Origin of the sequence: Methylomonas sp. LW13, assembly GCF_016865255.1 — a bacterium.
Classification (GTDB): Bacteria; Pseudomonadota; Gammaproteobacteria; order Methylococcales; family Methylomonadaceae; genus Methylomonas.
Genome location: NZ_CP033381.1, coordinates 683,213 through 700,751, shown reverse-complemented (window position 1 = coordinate 700,751; position 17,539 = coordinate 683,213). Strand labels below are relative to the sequence as shown.

At 48.9% G+C, this 17,539-nt stretch carries 17 protein-coding genes; 4 read left to right on the top strand and 13 right to left on the bottom strand.

All coding sequences use genetic code 11. From position 1 onward, the window contains the following. Positions 1 to 95: 95 nt before the first annotated feature. The 9 genes from JL719_RS03075 to lexA form a co-directional block, all read right to left on the bottom strand. Complete coding sequence (locus tag JL719_RS03075) at positions 96 to 2,084, bottom strand: ATP-binding protein (protein WP_033155935.1); 1,989 nt, start codon at positions 2,082 to 2,084, stop codon at positions 96 to 98. Then, the gene (locus JL719_RS03070; protein ID WP_033155934.1) at positions 2,084 to 2,593 is read right to left on the bottom strand and encodes an ABC-three component system middle component 4; all 510 of its coding nucleotides are present in this window, start codon (positions 2,591 to 2,593) and stop codon (positions 2,084 to 2,086) included. Before JL719_RS03070 ends, JL719_RS03075 begins: the two co-directional genes overlap by 1 nt. After that, the gene (locus JL719_RS03065) at positions 2,586 to 3,818 is read right to left on the bottom strand and encodes an ABC-three component system protein (RefSeq protein WP_033155933.1); all 1,233 of its coding nucleotides are present in this window, start codon (positions 3,816 to 3,818) and stop codon (positions 2,586 to 2,588) included. The genes JL719_RS03070 and JL719_RS03065 overlap by 8 nt, the downstream gene beginning before the upstream one ends. Before the next feature lie 331 nt (positions 3,819 to 4,149). Further along, entirely contained in the window at positions 4,150 to 4,473 is a 324-nt protein-coding gene (locus JL719_RS03060) for a hypothetical protein (RefSeq protein ID WP_033155932.1), read from the bottom strand. A 78-nt stretch (positions 4,474 to 4,551) separates the two neighbouring features. After that, a complete protein-coding gene (locus JL719_RS03055) occupies positions 4,552 to 5,211 on the bottom strand; it encodes an SOS response-associated peptidase (protein WP_033155931.1) in 660 nt (219 codons plus the stop codon). A 21-nt stretch (positions 5,212 to 5,232) separates the two neighbouring features. Beyond that, entirely contained in the window at positions 5,233 to 5,469 is a 237-nt protein-coding gene (locus JL719_RS03050; RefSeq protein WP_033155930.1) for a TIGR02450 family Trp-rich protein, read from the bottom strand. After that, a complete protein-coding gene (locus tag JL719_RS23955) occupies positions 5,462 to 5,656 on the bottom strand; it encodes a hypothetical protein (RefSeq protein WP_488655942.1) in 195 nt (64 codons plus the stop codon). Before JL719_RS23955 ends, JL719_RS03050 begins: the two co-directional genes overlap by 8 nt. After that, positions 5,653 to 6,867: a 3'-5' exonuclease family protein gene (locus JL719_RS03045; RefSeq protein ID WP_225892989.1), complete on the bottom strand. Its 1,215-nt coding sequence runs from the start codon at positions 6,865 to 6,867 to the stop codon at positions 5,653 to 5,655. Before JL719_RS03045 ends, JL719_RS23955 begins: the two co-directional genes overlap by 4 nt. 9 nt (positions 6,868 to 6,876) lie before the next feature. After that, on the bottom strand, positions 6,877 to 7,503 hold the full coding sequence (gene lexA, locus JL719_RS03040; protein ID WP_033155929.1) for a transcriptional repressor LexA: 627 nt from the start codon (positions 7,501 to 7,503) through the stop codon (positions 6,877 to 6,879). A gap of 107 nt (positions 7,504 to 7,610) precedes the next feature. Between lexA and JL719_RS03035 the strand changes: the two genes are divergently transcribed. Together JL719_RS03035 and JL719_RS03030 are read left to right on the top strand one after the other, a co-directional pair. Continuing rightward, a complete protein-coding gene (locus JL719_RS03035) occupies positions 7,611 to 8,096 on the top strand; it encodes a LexA family protein (protein ID WP_084153242.1) in 486 nt (161 codons plus the stop codon). A 2-nt stretch (positions 8,097 to 8,098) separates the two neighbouring features. Beyond that, positions 8,099 to 9,388, top strand: a complete 1,290-nt coding sequence (locus tag JL719_RS03030) for a Y-family DNA polymerase (protein ID WP_033155928.1) — start codon at positions 8,099 to 8,101, stop codon at positions 9,386 to 9,388. Between the two features lie 9 nt (positions 9,389 to 9,397). On the opposite strand, the gene JL719_RS03025 is transcribed toward JL719_RS03030, so the two are convergent. The 4 genes from JL719_RS03025 to mobH form a co-directional block, all read right to left on the bottom strand. Beyond that, a complete protein-coding gene (locus tag JL719_RS03025; protein WP_033155927.1) occupies positions 9,398 to 10,534 on the bottom strand; it encodes a hypothetical protein in 1,137 nt (378 codons plus the stop codon). Between the two features lie 92 nt (positions 10,535 to 10,626). Then, positions 10,627 to 11,259: an IncC plasmid conjugative DNA transfer DtrJ family protein gene (locus tag JL719_RS03020; RefSeq protein WP_033155926.1), complete on the bottom strand. Its 633-nt coding sequence runs from the start codon at positions 11,257 to 11,259 to the stop codon at positions 10,627 to 10,629. Then, the gene (traD, locus tag JL719_RS03015; protein WP_033155925.1) at positions 11,256 to 13,100 is read right to left on the bottom strand and encodes a conjugative transfer system coupling protein TraD; all 1,845 of its coding nucleotides are present in this window, start codon (positions 13,098 to 13,100) and stop codon (positions 11,256 to 11,258) included. The genes JL719_RS03020 and traD overlap by 4 nt, the downstream gene beginning before the upstream one ends. Then, positions 13,097 to 15,502 carry a MobH family relaxase gene (gene mobH, locus JL719_RS03010; RefSeq protein WP_051669792.1) on the bottom strand — a complete coding sequence of 802 codons (2,406 nt, stop codon included), beginning with the start codon at positions 15,500 to 15,502 and terminating at the stop codon, positions 13,097 to 13,099. The genes traD and mobH overlap by 4 nt, the downstream gene beginning before the upstream one ends. 129 nt (positions 15,503 to 15,631) lie before the next feature. Between mobH and JL719_RS03005 the strand changes: the two genes are divergently transcribed. Beyond that, entirely contained in the window at positions 15,632 to 16,072 is a 441-nt protein-coding gene (locus JL719_RS03005) for a hypothetical protein (RefSeq protein ID WP_033155924.1), read from the top strand. Between the two features lie 7 nt (positions 16,073 to 16,079). Beyond that, a complete protein-coding gene (gene trfA, locus JL719_RS03000) occupies positions 16,080 to 16,946 on the top strand; it encodes a plasmid replication initiator TrfA (RefSeq protein WP_033155923.1) in 867 nt (288 codons plus the stop codon). Positions 16,947 to 17,539 lie beyond the last annotated feature (593 nt).

Genomic DNA, 17,539 nt, shown 5'->3' with positions numbered 1-17,539 from the left:
ACGCCTCAAACACCGGCTTGGTGAAGTTGGCGACTTTTTTGGAACAAAAAAGGTGACAGTTTTACTAAGTCCGCGTGCTTTGATTTGTTGCACTCTCATTTCTTTTGAGTCGAATCCCAGTCATCGATTAGACCTATCGGAAGCCCATTGATCCCGTTAGATCTGTAATGTGCTATTTCAAAGCCTTTATTTTCGTACGCAACATCTTGGGGCATGTCATTATCTACTAATATAATCTGGCAGAGTTTTCCTTTATCATCGAACTCTTCGGCAACCGCTACCAATGCATTAAATAGATTTCTGTATTTCTCTGGATCTGCCACACCATCAACATCATTATCGCTGTCAATTTGATTGTCATCGGAATCTTCAGGAGTTTTTCCCAGGAATTTTCCTACTGTGTCGATCATTAATAATCCTGGAATATTTGTCTCTGTACGCAACTTCTGCATCAAGATAGACGCCAAGTATCCGATAGAAGCAATTGTTCTAAGTCCGCCAGAATTAATTTTTCTGTATTCTATATTTCTGACTTTTGGGAAAAATGTTTTTTCGTCTATTCCTACGCCATGGTGGTTTTTAATTTTTACCTGCTGAATAAACTTGTTGATATCTACACCTAGATCCTTCAACACATTATCAAGTGAAGGGGCATCCTTTTTGAGCTCATTCAATTTAATCTTAAGTTTCTCGATCATTCCTTCTAGGCGGCCTATTTGGTCGGCGAATGAGGCTTGCTTATTCCTTACTCGCAGAGAATGAACGGCCTTTTCTCGACGCTCATCAAGCTGGGCTAATTCTTTGACTATTGCGTCCCGCTCGGCTAGATACGGTGATATTGAATTTGAAAGCTCTTCATCCATTATTTCTCTGGCTTTATTTTTCTCCAGATATAGTTCTGCAAGGAGTGAGTTGGCGGAATCTAAATCTGATCTATTATCAGATATCAACTGCTTAAGATCTTTCGACCTTCTTTTGATCGACGTTAACTCGCTTTTTAAGCGCGTGTCACTTGGAATATCAAATTTATCGGATATGTCACCAATTTCGATAATGGTTTCGCAAACAGGGCAGCTTGTCTTTTCCTGTATATCTCTGCCGATAAAATATTTGGCAGATAGGCTTGATTCGATTTTATCAATATCATTTTGGTAATCGTTGAAAAGTCGGCTAAATCTTTCAATATTTCTCAAAGCTTTACTCTTTGCTTCTTCTTGCTGCTCAATATTCAAATTAATTGTGTTTAGAGCATCTTTAAGACCTTCATATAATTCATTATCGCTCGTCATTCGCTTGTTTAAATCTGAAAACCGAGATTTCACTTCAACTTTAATAATATCTATTTTGTTTATTTCTTCATCTAGATCATCAGAGCTTTTAAATTCAGTCTGAGTCAAAAAATGGCTTATAGCGGAATACTGGTTTGATAGCAGTGTCTTCTCTTGTGTTTTGCTTGCTATATCTACTTCTATCTCGGAAATTCCTGAGTCGAGAACATTAAATATGTATTTAAAAACTTCCCTGTTTTTTGTTTCGAGTACATGGTTTCCAATGTTTAGCATGTGAGTGCTTCCAACATCATCTTGATCCAAGTAAATAAACTTGAATAGGTCTAGGAAACTGAGCCTAGCAGTTTCTGATGAATCTTTTGTTGGAGCTTGCTTTAACCGAACAGCGGGGAGTTCTAGCGCATCAAGAAGAAATTCGGAAAGACTTTTATTTTGATCATCTCCTTTAGTGACACTGGACTTGTACTTTTCAGGAAAGGAGTTTGATATTTCAGAATACTCACAAGAATATACGTCAACATCTCTGGCAGGATTGAAAATATCTCTGCTGATGCAGTAGGGTGTTCCATTTACCGTTATTTCAAGGATGGCATATTTTACTGATGAAGAAATTTCTTCGTCGATTTTGATCTGCTTTCCACCAAGAAGATAGCAAACAAGCCTGAGTATACTCGACTTTCCTGTATCAGCATCGCCATAAATTACGTTTATTCCGGGATGAAATGTAACTCTATAGTCTTTTCTATGCCCGTGCAGTATTAAATTCTGTAAAAGCAAGCCTTGAGAGAGATCCATTATATTCCCTGTTTTAATACTGTGTTTATATACCCATTAAGTTTGCTAGGGCTCTGCGATTGAAGTGATGAAAGTTGTTCGATAAACAGTTTTATCTTTCGGAAGTACCCATTTTCTAATTTTCCTGCGATGAATTTTCCGGTGTCAGTCAGGTCAAACAAAAATCCTTCTGAGCTAGAATATTCAAACGACAAATATTGTTTAGATGAAAGTATTTTTATCATTATCATAAGTCGATCTCGATCAAAGAGTTCATCGACGTTTACAGAAAGTGTGTCCACTGTGTAATAGTCAACATCATCAATGGCGATTTGATGCTTGTTTGCTAACATTAGAACTTTGTTCAAGAAGGCTGGCTTAGTGACCAGGAAGTAGAACGATTGAATCTTGTCAATCGTTAGCACTTTCTTATTTCGAGAAGTTTGTGCAAGGCTCCCGAGTATCAGGAGAAGTACGCCTAAGTTGTAGTGTAGCTCTCGCTCTGGCTGAATATATGGAAGTTTATTCACTTTTACCCTCCGTTAAGAGGTTTCTCAGTGAGTCTATTGAACCGTCTTTTACCCACCAAATATTTTCATCTTTTGAGTTGGCGAGTTGGTGAAGCATTCCTTGTTTGTGGATAGCATTAATAAACAGAATAAACGTGTCTAAAAACTTTTTATCCTCTTTGAGAATTGTTTCATGTACATCCGCCAGCAATAACCCAGAGTTTGGAATTCCATCGTGTATATATTTCGTATAACTATTCTGATAAACTTTTCGTATTTTTGTGTATAGTTCAGCTAGTCGTTTTTGATCCGATGAATTACTAAATATTTTCCTTATATACTCTGCATTTAAAAAAGCTTCCTTGGCTTCTCTTATTGTCGTGTTGTGTATGTGAGCTGAGATTAATTTTAAGACAAACAGTTCATCATCAAAGTCCGTTTCCTCTTCAAGTTGTTTGATTTCTAGGCTAGATATTCCAGGATCGTTCTTTTCAAAATCTAATATTATTTGTTTGACAGCGATAACGGTCGTGCTGGCTGAGTTCTCAGGTTTCGTAATACTGGTGTGATCTTCGTCTACTGAGATTGCATCCGACTTTTCTTTATCTATCGGTACTGCGCTTGTTTTTTTGACTACCGAATCGTGCACACCATAGAAATACTTTGTGATTGGTCTTAAGCTGGTTTTTAGCCATTTGTCATTAATCTTGTGAATAAAATCGTTGAGTGGTGAAAGTCCTTCTATCTGAAGGTTGTCACTTATCAATTTTCCAAAAGTTGCAGCCTCTGCTCCTTGATGGGGTACAGCCAAAGAGATAAAGAGTTTGATCTTTGGTAATGTCTTTTCTTCAATATCTTTTGTTATAGCACTTTTTGTTACTAAGCCGCCCATACTATGAGCAACAACGATAATATTGTCGTATGATTGTAGTTTGAATCGGATTTCAGTTCTAAGTAAGTTTCCGATTTCCTCAATGCTTATATTATTGGCCAGTTTTCCATGTGATGTTCCAAATATACGCTTAACAAAAGTTGAAACCTTACCGGCCTTGGCGAAAAGATTTAATAACTTGGTGAAGTATGAAAAGTGAGCTATGTCATAATTCCCTGATATTTCTAAATCATCGGAAAGTAATTCGGGGAAGGAACGTGCCTCCCCATTCTTCCAGGTCGCCTCTCCACCACAAAATCCATGAACAAATAGGATTAGGTTCTTTTTATTTTGCTGAGAAATGAATTCAATCATTTGGCTTTGCCTTTATATGAATCATTAACATCTTTGCTAATTACCTTCCTGGTTGCCACACTTCATGGAAGGTATTCCTTCATCGACTTGTAACCACGCCAAATCGAGAGAGCACCAAATATGAGCCTCCGGTTTGACGCTAGGATCTTCATCAAGGGTGGGAACACGAACAATGACATGCGACTGGGCTGCGCGCCCCGCAACTGCGAACCGCAGATTTAGTTATGGCTGGTAATGATCTAATAATCGCCATTGAATCACGTTAAGTGATAGACAGCAACGGGTCGTTACCGAATATGACAATAAAAATTGACACACTTAATCCAGGTTATTACAAAACAATATCTCCTTTGTTAATTTGACCTTCCTGCAAGCGTTTCTGCATTTCGTTTTCCTTTTCGGCATCGAAGATGTCGATAGCGGTATTCATCGAAATAATGTTTTTCAATACCAGATTACAAAGTCCGTAACGCAAGGCGACAAGTTTCACGAGTCGCTCATCGCCGGGATGCTCCTTGGCTAAATTTTCATTGTTGGTGGCTAATTTGGGGTCTAGGCAGAAGTTTTTTGGCTTGTCGTCAGGCCAAAGCTTTTCGTCGCCCTCAGCAAAAACTGCACTAGAGAAAATCCAGAGCGCCAATAGTAATCGTTCCATGTCTATCCCTCCAATTTGAGACTTACCTTGGCAGAAGTGTAGCGCCAACCCTGATTGACGCCAAGTTTCTGCGTTAGCCTAAATTAGGTTTATGCAACGCTCATCATCATGCCTGGGATTATTCACCCAATCGCCGACCGGCGTTGTAACCATATTGGCGTAAGTTGAGTTTTCAAGTAAGTCATAGGCGTCATTGGTATTAGATGTTATGTTGAGCCAGTCGTGATAACAGCCTGCCGGTATGATCACTGGCATGCGCTCATGAATGGGTTGCATTAGCTCATTTGCTGCTGTTGTAATGATCGTGCAGGAATACAGCGTTTCGACTTCGTGTTGCCACTGTTCCCATAAACCGGCGAAGGCGAATAGCTGATTGCCCTGATGATGAATATGGAATGCCTGTTTTCCGGATTCCAACTTTTGCCATTCGTAAAAACCTTGTGCGACGATCAGACAGCGGCGTTTTTGAAATGCGGCACGGAAGGATGGTTTTTCGCGAATCGTTTCGGCACGCGCATTGATCAGGTGATGGCTGTTTTTGGTGTCTTTGGACCAGGACGGCACCAAGCCCCAGAAAAGATTCACCGCTTTCAGCGATTTGTCTTCCAATTCGACAATACAGAGAATTTTCCGCGCCGGTGCGATGTTGTAACTGGGCTGGTATTTTGGCAGGCGCGAGAGTTGGAAATGCTCCGCAATCTCTTCAGGTGAGGCTGTCAGCTGAAATCGTCCGCACATGATTTTCTAATCCTCTCTGGCTTACTGCCACCCTTGTAACCATTGCCCGGTATCCGTCAGGTCTCGCCAAGGCAGGATAAAGCTGCGGCGCGAATAGATCGCTTCCAGCTCGATGTGTTCGACAGGCGCATCCGTCAATTCGGGCTTGATCAGTTGGGTGACCAGAAAATGCTTTTCCTTGCTTTGGGGCTTAGCGGCAGTCCATTTGCTCAACAGTAATTTGTTCGGATTCAGACGGCGAGTAGTTGAATCAGGCATCGGAATGTCTCCTGCGAATAGATTCATGGGTTGGACTCGAGCGTAAATGTATTACCTGAGTTTTCTTTAACGCCTTGACCAAGGTCATATAGGTATCGCGATCAAATGCCGGTCTGCCTTGCTCCAGCAATGCGTGGACTTCGTCATCGCTGCGCGCAGTACCGAGATAACACCAATGATCGATCACGTGCAAATCGTCTTCCTCGCGAATGCCATGGCACTGGGGTAAGGCCAACTACTTAGTTTGAGTTTACTCATGGCGGTCAGTAAACGCGTGGCATGTTCCAATCCGGATTCTTTGCCGACGCAGGCGCCACGACAGCGTTTGAGTTGATGGGCAAAGCACGGTTTGCCGCTGCCGATCTTTTCAAAACCGAGCACGCCCAGGCATAGCTGATGTTGTTCGGCCAAACTGCGCAGCGCTTTTTCGGCATCTCGTTTAGTACCGTACAAGCCATATAAACTATCCTGCGCGCCAAAGTCCAGATCGTTGGCCCAAGTCAGACGCGGCAACAGCTGATCCTGTTTTTGCTCCAGTTGCCAAGCACAGAGTGCATTTTTACGCCGCAGCCGTTGGTTATGCACCGGTGTCATTTGTTTGATCAACTTGGCTTCGGTCAATAATGCACCCAGTTTGCCGCCGGTTTCAATCCAGTCGATACGCTTGGTCTGCTGCGACAAACTCATTTCCTTGGCGTGGCGATGATCGGCGGCAAAGTGCGATAGCACCCGCTGGCGAATATTGACGCTTTTGCCAATATACAGCGGCAAGTCGTTTTCGCCATAGAACAGATAAACGCCGGGACCTTCCGGCAATTCATGAATCAGATTCGGGTCCAGTTGCGACGGCAGGCTGGAGCGTTGCACCAGATTTTTAACCGTGGCTTCGATAGCCTCGGCCGAAAACTGCTGATGAGCATGCTGCCAGAACTGATGAATCAATTGGGCATCTGCTAAAGCGCGGTGGCGTTCCTTGGCGGTCAGTTGATGGCGTTCGATCAGGCTATCGAGATTGTGCCGGTGATACTGCGGATACAGTGTCCGCGACAACTTCACCGTGCACAGCACTTGCGGTTTAAACAGCAAACCGACCCGTTTGAATTCATTTTTCAGAAAACCGTAATCAAAGCGGGCGTTGTGGGCGATGAACAACCGTCCTTGCAATAAGGCATCCACGTCCTTGGCCACCTGTTCAAAGCTGGGTGCGTTTTCGACCATGGCGTTGCTGATACCGGTCATCTGTTCGATGAACAACGGAATCCGCATCTGCGGATGAACCAGTTGACTCCATTCCCGCACGCCATCGTCGTCCACCAGGACAATGCCGATCTCGGTAATACGGTCTTTGGTGGCAGAGCCACCGGTGGTTTCCAGATCGACAAAGGCTAAGGGTTGCATGTTTATGTCCTACCGGTAAGTGCGCATCTGGCCGACCAGTACGCCCTGTATGATGACTTGCGACGGATGGAAGCGCATGGCTTCCATGCTGGAATTGGCGGGAATCAATAACACCTCATCCGCTGTCTGCTCGATGACCTTCAATGTGGTTTCCTGGTTGTCGATTAGGGCGACCACAATTTCACCGTTGTGGGCGTGACTGCGTTGTTCGATGACGACCCAATCGCCATCCAGTATGCCGGCTTCGATCATGGAATCCCCCTTAACTTTAAGTACATAACAGACCTGTTCGGTACGAAGTTGAACGGGGACATTGACCCATTCGGTATGCTCAATAGCCTCGATCGGTTTGCCGGCGGCAATGCTGCCCACCAAAGGCAAAGCGTGGATCCGATGTTGGTCAGATTCACGCAAGGCCAGGGCCTTCTCCGTCAGCCGAACTCCTCGATGTTTGAGCCCCATGGCTTCGACAAAACCGGCATCGATCAATCCGCTCAGCGTCAAATGTAACGAACCCCGCGACTTCAAGCCGAGCGCCTCACACAGTTCACTCAACGACGGTGGCCGTGGAAACTGCGCCTGGTTATCCAGCAAGAAATCCAAAATAGCCTGTTGTTTTCGGGTTAAGGCGCTCATGTGGCAAAAAAATACGGCTCAACTAAATTGAGAACAATCATAGAACGTTTGTATTTTCGATGGTAGTCTTATGTCGTTAAAATTTTTTGTAGCTCACCGTGATACCCATGACCGAATCATTGCCTTTTTCGATCCTCAATCCCGCACAACCGTTACCCGCAATCCGTGACGGATTGGCTTGGTTTCATCTTGCCAAACCGGAAAAGAAACGACGATTGCCGCTGTTCATCAGCAAAGTAGCCGCGGGTTTTCCATCGCCTGCCGATGATTATGTGGAAAAGACCCTGGATTTGGAGGAATTGCTGATTCAAAAACCGGCGGCGACTTTTTTTGTGCGCGCCCAAGGCGATTCCATGCTCGGTGCCGGCATTCATCCCAACGACATTCTGGTGGTCGACCGCTCCAAGGAACCGATGCCCGATAAGATCGTGATCTGCGCGATCAATGGGGAATTGACGGTGAAGCGTCTGATGGTTACTGACGGCCAATGGTGTTTGCAAGCCGAAAATCCGGCGTATCCGGATATTCCCTTGACCGAGGATCTGGAAACTGTGTTTTGGGGGACGGTGACCAATGTGATTCATCCGGTGTAAGCATGTCCGAACAACCGCGTATCGCGCTGGTGGACGCCAACAATTTTTACGTGAGTTGCGAGCGGGTGTTCCGGCCGGACCTTAATGACAAACCGGTCATGGTGCTCAGCAATAACGACGGTTGTGTGGTCGCGCGTAGCCAGCAGGTTAAAGATTTAGGCATCAAAATGGGTGTACCGTTATTCCAGGTCCAACATTTGGTCAATCAGCATCAAATCCAACTATTTTCATCGAACTATACCTTGTACGCGGACATGTCGGCACGGGTGATGAGCTTGCTGGAAGAATTTACGCCGCGCATGGAAGTGTACTCCATTGATGAAGCGTTTTTGGATTTAACCGGCGTGTACCCTTGTTATCAAGATCCGATTGCCTATGGCCAACGCATCCGAAAGGCGATTGCTCGGCAAACCGGCATTCCGGTGTGTGTCGGTATGGGACCCACCAAGACCCTGGCCAAGCTGGCTAACTTCGCCGCCAAGAAATGGAAGCAAACCGGCGGTGTCCTCGACCTTACCGACCCCGTCCGTCGGGAAAAGCTGATGAAAGTCGTTCCGGTCGAAGAAGTCTGGGGGATTGGCCGACAAACCACGAAACGCCTTAATCAATTAGGCATTCAAACCGTCTGGGACCTGGCCAACCAGTCGCCTAAAACCATCCAGGCGCAATTCAACGTCGTGGTCGCTCGTACGTTGATGGAGCTGAACGGTACCGCCTGTCTTGATCTGGAAGACGTGGCCGCGGATAAACAACAAATCGTCTGTTCACGGTCGTTCAGTCGAAAACTGACAGAGCTGGAGGAGTTAAATCGAGCCCTGTCGGCATACTGTACCCGAGCGGCGGAAAAACTACGCCGGCAACAGTCAGTGACCGGTTGCGTCAGTGTGTTTATTCGCACTAATCCGTTTGCCGTTCAAGATCCCCAGTACCAGCGATCGGCAACCGTTAAGTTGGATGCGGCCACCCAGGATACCCGCACAATTATTCGCGTCGCACTGTCGAGTTTAAAAGCCATCTACAAACCTGGCTTTGGCTATCAGAAGTGCGGTGTCCAGCTGAGCGCGATTCGACCAGCCGCATCGCCCTCACAGTTCGATCTCTTCGACTTGATCTGTGAGAGTATGCCGCCCGATAACGCCATCCTGATGCAAACCCTGGACACCATCAATCGACGATTCCCCAAAGCGGTTACGATCGCGTCATCGGGCTTCGATAACAGTTGGAAACCCAAAGCCGAACGCATTTCACAACGCTACACCACCGATTGGCGAGAATTGGTCGTCGTTCGCTAATCCCATAACTTAATGCAAGTTGAACGGTTGAGCTTCCTCAGGCTCCAGTTGTATACACATCAATTCAAAATAGCGATCGAAGTTACCTGTGAATTCGATGATGGGGAGAAGTGCGGCGAAAACCACGCGGGGAACATTGACTTTGTTCAGCAGTTCGTTGATGTCTTCAAATATTGACTTAGCGTCATGGCCTGCCAAGACCGGCCAAACGAATACGGTTGATAGCTCTTCAGCGCTATCGAAAAATGCCACCCGAATTTCACTGGGTACGCCATCGACACCGTGTGTACTGATCAGTGCTTTTGATGTTTGATGATCTTGGGTTTCCGACGATGCCGTGTAGAAAAAACCGACGGCATGCAGCAAATAGATGCCCGGTGAAACGGCCATGCTAAGCGCACTAGGTGTTGCAATATCCCAGATGACGTGCCCGGTTTGGCCGTTCATATCCTCTTTGAAGGCTTCGGACCATTGTTCAAGCCTGGCTTGATTCAATGCCTGATCCATGTCTGAACAAAACAATTGTCGTGTCGGATCATCCCAAACCACCACCCCAACCAAAAACCGCAAAACGATGCGCCCCTCCGAACTCGGCGTGAGATGCGTTCTGAACGAATGGTTCGATTCCGCGGATGAAATGCCGGACTGAGCTTGCTGCGTTAACTGACGGTTGATGTGACGAATTTGGCTGGGTAACCAGTTAATTTCTTCGGCTGCGAATAGTTCGTCATGGATGGCGATAGCGTGTTCATCATTGATCAGTCCGAAGGTTTGGAACAATTGTTGAATACGTTGAGGATTGGCGATGCGATTTGGCAACGCCTTATCAAGATCGGTGATGATGACCATCGGAATGGCAAATACGATCGCCGCCTCATTTGGGGCTGTTGCTGACCCTAAGTGCGTTAATTCGGCAGCCGAAATAATGCGTTCGGTTAACAGTAAACGCCCATCGATGTCAGTCGATCGTTGCATGGCAGACATCAAAATATCGTCTTGACCTTGCTCGACACAGTTCTCGATCATTTCCTGCAAATGCGATTGGGACACCGACGATTCTGGATTGATGGCAAGTTGGAATGAGGTTGTCATGAGTGCCTGAACGAGTTGCTGAGAGGTGGCATCAATAACGGAATGGCTTTGCATGGCATTTCTCCTGGGTTGAGGTTGATGGGTAAACTGGAAATGAATTTTTGTGGTGCGTCCGGTGTAGGTAGCTGGTGACATCCATAATTTGCCTACACCCGCTTTTGCGTATTGGCCAACAGCACGTTGACGGCGTAAGCCACGACAAAAACGCCTACCGGGACGGCTTGCGGCGGAATCGGAAACGGCAAGGTCAAACTGACCAGCAGCAGATACATAGCCCCAAGAATCAAATAAAGGCTGTAGCGATGCGCCATGGGGCTGGGGTAATCGAAATTGGTCTGGCTGATCTTGCGCCGTACCAGTCCGTCGACGACAAACGGCAGCAAGGCGGCTGCCAGGTACGGTAACCAGATACACGCCGTGGTCAGGCGTTTGATCATTTGAAAGATCGTGTCCCACAGTACGTTGAGTCGGCTTTCGATAAAGGGAAACAAATCGTTACGCCCCACATCCTCGAAGCCTTTGGACATCTGCCGCTCGCGCTCAGTGGGGATGAAATAGCGGAACACGCTGTCGCGGATGCCGGTGGTGACAAACAGACGATCGAACCAGTGCTGCGCGGTTTTGCTGATCTGCGATTCTTTGGCGGCGCCAAAGTAGCCGATCATCATCTGATCTTCGGCGCGCTGCAGTTCGCGGGTCCAGCGATCCGACACAAAACTGGCCACCAGGATCACTTCCAGTAGCCAAAGCATCAGGCTAAACAACAGATTGCGGGTCATGAGCCGGCACCTTGGCGATTCTGTTGTCGGTCCAGTTCCGACCGCAAAATCGGCAAGCGGCCTTTGACGATGCGACCACCGGATAACTTGGCGATGTAATGCAAGTCCGGCAGTTGTCCGAGTAACTGCGGGGCAAACAAATCACCTTCTTCTTCCATCAGGCGTTCACCGACATTGCCAGAGAACACCGTAGGATTGGTCGCGCTGGTGGCGACGCCTTGGGTGCGCATGATGTATTTCAAACGGGTTTTGGGCAGATTGTCGGTGATGTACTGCTGGGTCTCGCTGTCCATGATCCTGAGCGCGATCAGGTTGTTGACGTTGCCCAGCACTTGCCGGGCTTTGTCCTGAGAACCGGTGCGGGCGGCAAAGTCGGCAAAGGTCTGGGTGGCGATGAACAGTCGAATCTTGGCGCCGCGGCCTTTGTTCAGCACTTGAATGAAGGGATCGTTGATGACTTCCGCTGCCTCGTCGACGAACACATTCACCGGTCGGTCCGAGACACCATAGTTATAACGATCGCCGGCAACGGCGGCCAAATCCGCCAACAGAATCGAGCCAATCGCACTGCCCACCATGCCATCCGATAACGAGTCCAAGCCAATGTAAGCCACCTGGGCTTTTTCGATGATATGGCCGGTATTGGTGATGGGACGCAAGTCATCTACGTCGTGCGGATTCGGTGACAGCAAAGGCCCCAAGGAACCTGAGGTCAGCATGTTCATGATCGGAATCAAGGAAGCAACCATCTTGCTGAAATGTGCCCGGTCGTGTTCGAACAAGGACAACAGGCCTTCCAAATCCAGATTCGGTAATTGATACTGCACGACCTCCCGATAAAACCGCACCAATCCCACCGCTTTGGAATCGATGTCCTTGGCATTCTTCAGGTAAGGCCGCGCCTCTTGCCGCCAATGGCCCAGGTTGTTGTCGAAATAGCGTTCCAAAGCTTGAATCACCAACGTCGAAGGACCGCCTTCCAAGTAACGCCGTAATTTCACCAAAGTCGGACGTTCCTCGATCACCATCAAGCCCTGAATCACGTTATCCAGCGATTTTTGGCCAAAGGCCTTGAACGGATCGTTGCTGCTTTCGCTGGGCGAAATGGCACTGATGCGGCTGGCGATTTCCGAAGGTCGGTTGAAATTGTGCAAGGGATCGAGTCGTACACTGTCTTCCGGAAACGCGGGGTGGAAATACACGAATCGATCCGGGCGCTTGGCCAAGGCACAAGCCCGTTTGGCGCAGGTCATCAAATCCTTGTCGCCCTTGGGATCGATAATGATCACCGCTTCGCCGCGCAACACGGCTTGTGTCACCAACACGTCAAAGGCGCGCGTTTTACCGGCACCGGTGGTACCAACCAGCAGCGTATGGCCGGCGGTATGCTGCAAGGGCTGACGAATATCGCTTTCGGACACTTCCAAACCGTGAATCCACGCCGAGCCCATACGTTGATGATCGCTCGGAATCAGCGTCGATACATCCCGTTTCAAGATCTCATAGGCCAATTGCGCATGCTTTTGCACCCAATCGAATCCCCAGCCGAACCACAAGGCCTCGGGATGCTGTTTCACCATCGCTACCAGCTTTTCGGCATCCAGGTATTGAAAACGAAACTGCCGCAACCGGCGTTTGCGGTACCAAAGACTCAGCGCCGGCGACAACCGCCAACACGCCATCACGCCGCACGCCGTCATCAACCAGTCGAAGGGTTCGCGCGGCAATCCTGACCAGCGGCTGGTGAAATGCGCCAAACCAGCACCGCCCAACCAACCCGAGATGGCATACACCTCGAAGATCGGCCGCCAGGGAAACTGATAGTCGTAATCGGATTTCATGGCGTACGCCGCAGTTGTAAACAGGTACCGACACTTCGGAAATCACCATGACTGGCAAGTTCTCGCATTAACTGGGTGCGGGTCAAGCCAGGTGTGTTATTCAGAAAATTCGCTATGGCTTGTTCGTCCACTTCAAGCCATGTCGCGTCATCTCCAGCCACTGCCGTTCGCGCGGGTGCTTGTTGCAATTCGTCCATCCAGTGTCTGATGGCTTGCCGGTAGTGCTGCTTTTTGTGGGCGCCCGTGTCCGATTTCGCTTTGGAATACTTAGTTTTCACGTGCTCGGGGTTGTCGGGTACCAGTGAAGCAGACTTGGGTGTGGCGTTATCCGGCAAGGGTTTGGCATCGAGAGGCGTTTCCGGATTGGTTGCGGGTGTGCTGGACGATACCGTTGAGGGCTTTAGGGTATTTTCTGACGTGGGTTCGGACTTCTGTTCCCGTGTCTGACCTGACAATTCCGATTCAGTCAGTTGAGGCCGATGGGCATTGGGCATAGTCGTGTTGGCTAAAAGCTGTTTGAACATGCCGCTTGGTTCACTGGCGAGAAGTACGCCACGGACTTGCTGGATCTCTCTAACCTTACGCATAGGCGAAAGCACATCGGTCACCAACCAGCCTTTTTCCTCCAGGACGCGAATAAACTGATTGGCTTCCAGCTTGAGTGCATCCGGCGTCTTGGGAAAACTCAGCAAGCACTGTTGCTGCACCTCCAAAATATCCGTGCCCCAGCGCCAGTGTTCAGCCGTGACTATACTGGCCATTTGAATCAGCCAGCGTCCTGCTTGACCTTGCGATGCCAGCCAGTGTCGGGCCACGTCACTTTGATCTTGCTGAGTATTGTTCGGTGCAAGGGAGTCTGACTCGACTTCAATCACGCCTGTCGAGTCGCTGCTTGGCGATTTTGGCGTGGTGTCGTTTTGATGAGGATCGACCATTTCTCCCACCTCGAGACCCGCATGATCGCTTAACCCACTGCCACTGTCTGCTAGCGCATCCATAGCCAAAATTGCCGCTAAATCGGCGGGTAAGATCGGTTCAGCGACGTGTTCACTTTTGGGCTCGTCCGCGGTGATTTTGACCGGGTTATCATGCGCCTTCACTTTTCGCCGCTTGCCAACATTGGTTTTAGGTTCGCTCGTAGACTGGGAAATTGACGGGGTTTGATCAGCAACAGGTGACTCGGTCTCGTCCTTCACTTCGGCACCAATCACAGCGACCGGCGGTTCACCGCTATACACCAGCTCGATCGAGGCCAAGCGCAACATGAACAAGCTGCCATTCAGACTCTCGGTTTGCATGTGCCAATAACGAAACCGTCCGCCGTTGGCTAGAGATTTTGGAATCGCGAGCCCGCGTTCGATCAAAATATCCGCCAGGGTATCTTCATCGCGCGGGATGCCGGGGATATGATCCTTATCCAACAGGCTCAGGATTTCTTTAACGGCGGTACGCCAGACGATATACAGACCGTCTTCGAATCGCCAAATCCTGGCACCCTTTTCGTTGGCTAGCCATTGACCGGATTTAATCAAACGGCGCATGGCATCGCACAGGTAGCGTTCAACCGGCATGCCCATCGCGGATTCCAAACCGTGGTAGTGGGCCTTCAAATCCCGTTCCACACTCATGCAATCGGCGGCCATCACCAGCGCATAGCATTTGGAGCCCCGATCCAGACCATGGATGGTTTCCAACAAAGCTTGCATGATCTCAGGGCCTGGCTCCAGAATGAAGGCACGCGATTCGCGGGTCAAAACCCGCTCGATGACCAGGGCAGAAAACTGTTCATGGCGTTTATGCCGATTCTCACGCCAGCGTAAAAAATAGCGCTCGATGTGATGCTGGTTAGCCCAATCCGTCAGGTTTTCATCGCAAGGATTCCAAGTGTGTTCACCCTGTTGGTCGATCACGGCCATGTCGGATACCGGTTTGCCGATGTCATGCAGCAACCCGGCAAAACACACAGCCAGTCGCCAGCGCAGTTCCAGGGATTTTCGGACTTTAGGGGTGGCATCGGTGGCAAACAGACAGTCTTTGGAAGCCAACGTGGCCCAGTGCGCGACCTCCAACCCATGTCGAAACAAGCCGCCAGCCCCTCGATGATGATGCGACTCCGATGCCGGCAGCAGATGACTGAAGGCGGCATAACGCGCGATCACCGGCAATACGATGCTTTGAAACAGTGCCTCCGGTAGCGCTAAGGTCTGTTCGATGGTCTGAATCAGTTCGGCTTGGGTACCGAGAACGCGTGCCACCGGCGCGGCCGGCAGCCCCTTCATGAAGGGCGGGTAACGGGGAATCTCGTCTTCCTGGATGGCCGGGCAAGGCACAGGTACGGGTTGACTCGCGCCAAACCAACGTTGCAGCCAAGGAATCCGAAATGAAGATTGATGGGTTTTCATGGCGACCCATCATGCCTAACTTTTTTTCGAGATCATCTTCGAAATCGCAATAATTATCGCGATTTCGAAGATGAGCCCTAAAAAATAATGCTTACTGTGTTGAGTCTTCAAAAATCGACTGGAGACGACATGAGTATCCGAAACACCCCCGTTAGCACACTAATTCCCATCCTGATCTGTATGGGCTGTAGTACCTTACCCGCGCCGTCTGACCTGGTCAGCGAAACCGTCATTGAATCGCTGGTTCCACCGGCCGAGTTAGCCTGGCGCCTCGACCACGCTAGACAGCCCACTCGTTTGGGCGGTTCGGTATGGTGTACCTCATCCATCGAACATGTGGTCAGACGCGATGATCCGGTAGGGTCAACCATAACGGATTCCTCCTTGGATGAACCCGTCAGAAATGAAAGCGCCGAAGTTCCCGATCCCATGACCCTGGAACGGGCTTGGCGCAAATACTGTCATCATCAACTGGACCTGACCGACGTAGAGCGCGAGATGCTCCAGCAAAACCCACCTCCGGTGACTTCGTCATCCACGCACTGCGATCCCCGCAGTTTGAAAAAGTGAGGTGGGTATGACTCAAAATACCGTCACGTCACTGACCAATTTGACCGAACGCTTCCAGTCATTGACTGAACGCAAGAAAGCCCAGCCCCGACGCGTGGAGTCGCTAGCGACACTTCCCAGTTGGCCAGCCGGTATGCGCGGCACCCCGAATGCCTGTTTGCGCAGTGCGTTGTTTGCTGGTGTGCAGGGCAATGAGCGGATAGCGTACAAAAAGCGCACCTTACTGGCAGCTGTCGAGGGCATCGAAGTCCGTTATCTGGGCGTTCAGCTCAATCAGTCCGATCTGGACGTCTGGATGCAGATCGTGCACCTGTCCAGAATGCAATTGCCGGGCTTTAGCGTCACCTTCAGTGCGCACGCGCTGCTGATGGCGTTAGGCCGATCGACCGGCAAAAGTCAGCACGAATGGTTGAAGGAATCCATGGCGCGTTTAGGCGGCGCCTTCGTCGAAATCACCTACCACGGTCGGCAGACGTTTGGTGAAAAAGGGTTTCTGCGCTACCACCGCGACGAAATCACTCAGCGCTATGTGGTGGAACTGACCGAGTCGATGTTACGACTGTTCGAAGACGGTTACACCCATATCGAATTCGAACAGCGACAGCAATTGCGTAAACATCCCCTGGCGTTATGGCTGCATGGCTTCCTGTCGTCGCATGCCGCACCGTATCCGTTGAAACTGCAAACGCTTTACCAACTCAGTGGCAGTAGCACCCAAAATCCCCGCGACTTCAAACTGCGGATGCGTAAAGCCTTGCAGGCCTTGGTCACTATCGGCGCTATTGAGCACTTTGAAATCGATGAGGATGTCGTCAAGGTCCAAAAACAACCCACACCCACGCAAAAACGGCATCTCGAACTCAGGCAACATTAACCAAAATGGCACGGCATTCGACTGACGCACTTTTAGCCCGGTCGATGCCGCCCCGACACGGCATTCGGCTGACGGGCACACGGCATTCGACTGACAGAGGCACGGCATTCGGCTAACAAGGTAACGGCATTCGACTGACACCCCACGGCATTCGGCTAACGCAAAGCACGGCATTCGGCTGACAAAACACACGGCATTCGACTAACGCTTGGTCAATTTTTTGAAATCGCTGTAAGCCATGTTAGGCGTGGCCTACAGCGATTTTCAACGACTCGAAAAATCGGGTGCTAATCTATTTATAATCTTTTTTTAATCTTATACATCAAGTAACCCTCCACTACGTACTATATAGTTATAACAGCATGATATATATGACTTAGTATAATGGTACATGTACTATTAACATGTACTATTAGTACATATCATGCATATTTGCGATTTCCATTTTTTAGCAAGGTAAGATTGGTCGATTTGTAAAATAAGTGTTCAACGGAAAAGTCGAACCTTGCAAAGGCTGAGTCTGCAATTTCTGGACGAAAGTCTGCGATTTTCAGCTTCGTCCTAAAAAAGTAGCGATTACCTTGAGCAGGCAT

Bases quoted from the DNA above. Each gene is read 5' to 3' on its own strand.
- JL719_RS03075 (WP_033155935.1), bottom strand. From the start codon at position 2,084: ATGGATCTCTCTCAAGGCTTGCTTTTACAGAATTTAATACTGCACGGG.
- JL719_RS03065 (WP_033155933.1), bottom strand. From the start codon at position 3,818: ATGATTGAATTCATTTCTCAGCAAAATAAAAAGAACCTAATCCTATTT.
- JL719_RS03060 (WP_033155932.1), bottom strand. From the start codon at position 4,473: ATGGAACGATTACTATTGGCGCTCTGGATTTTCTCTAGTGCAGTTTTT.
- JL719_RS03055 (WP_033155931.1), bottom strand. From the start codon at position 5,211: ATGTGCGGACGATTTCAGCTGACAGCCTCACCTGAAGAGATTGCGGAG.
- JL719_RS03050 (WP_033155930.1), bottom strand. From the start codon at position 5,469: ATGCCTGATTCAACTACTCGCCGTCTGAATCCGAACAAATTACTGTTG.
- JL719_RS03045 (WP_225892989.1), bottom strand. From the start codon at position 6,867: ATGCAACCCTTAGCCTTTGTCGATCTGGAAACCACCGGTGGCTCTGCC.
- lexA (WP_033155929.1), bottom strand. From the start codon at position 7,503: ATGAGCGCCTTAACCCGAAAACAACAGGCTATTTTGGATTTCTTGCTG.
- JL719_RS03035 (WP_084153242.1), top strand. From the start codon at position 7,611: ATGACCGAATCATTGCCTTTTTCGATCCTCAATCCCGCACAACCGTTA.
- JL719_RS03030 (WP_033155928.1), top strand. From the start codon at position 8,099: ATGTCCGAACAACCGCGTATCGCGCTGGTGGACGCCAACAATTTTTAC.
- JL719_RS03025 (WP_033155927.1), bottom strand. From the start codon at position 10,534: ATGCAAAGCCATTCCGTTATTGATGCCACCTCTCAGCAACTCGTTCAG.
- JL719_RS03020 (WP_033155926.1), bottom strand. From the start codon at position 11,259: ATGACCCGCAATCTGTTGTTTAGCCTGATGCTTTGGCTACTGGAAGTG.
- traD (WP_033155925.1), bottom strand. From the start codon at position 13,100: ATGAAATCCGATTACGACTATCAGTTTCCCTGGCGGCCGATCTTCGAG.
- mobH (WP_051669792.1), bottom strand. From the start codon at position 15,502: ATGAAAACCCATCAATCTTCATTTCGGATTCCTTGGCTGCAACGTTGG.
- JL719_RS03005 (WP_033155924.1), top strand. From the start codon at position 15,632: ATGAGTATCCGAAACACCCCCGTTAGCACACTAATTCCCATCCTGATC.
- trfA (WP_033155923.1), top strand. From the start codon at position 16,080: ATGACTCAAAATACCGTCACGTCACTGACCAATTTGACCGAACGCTTC.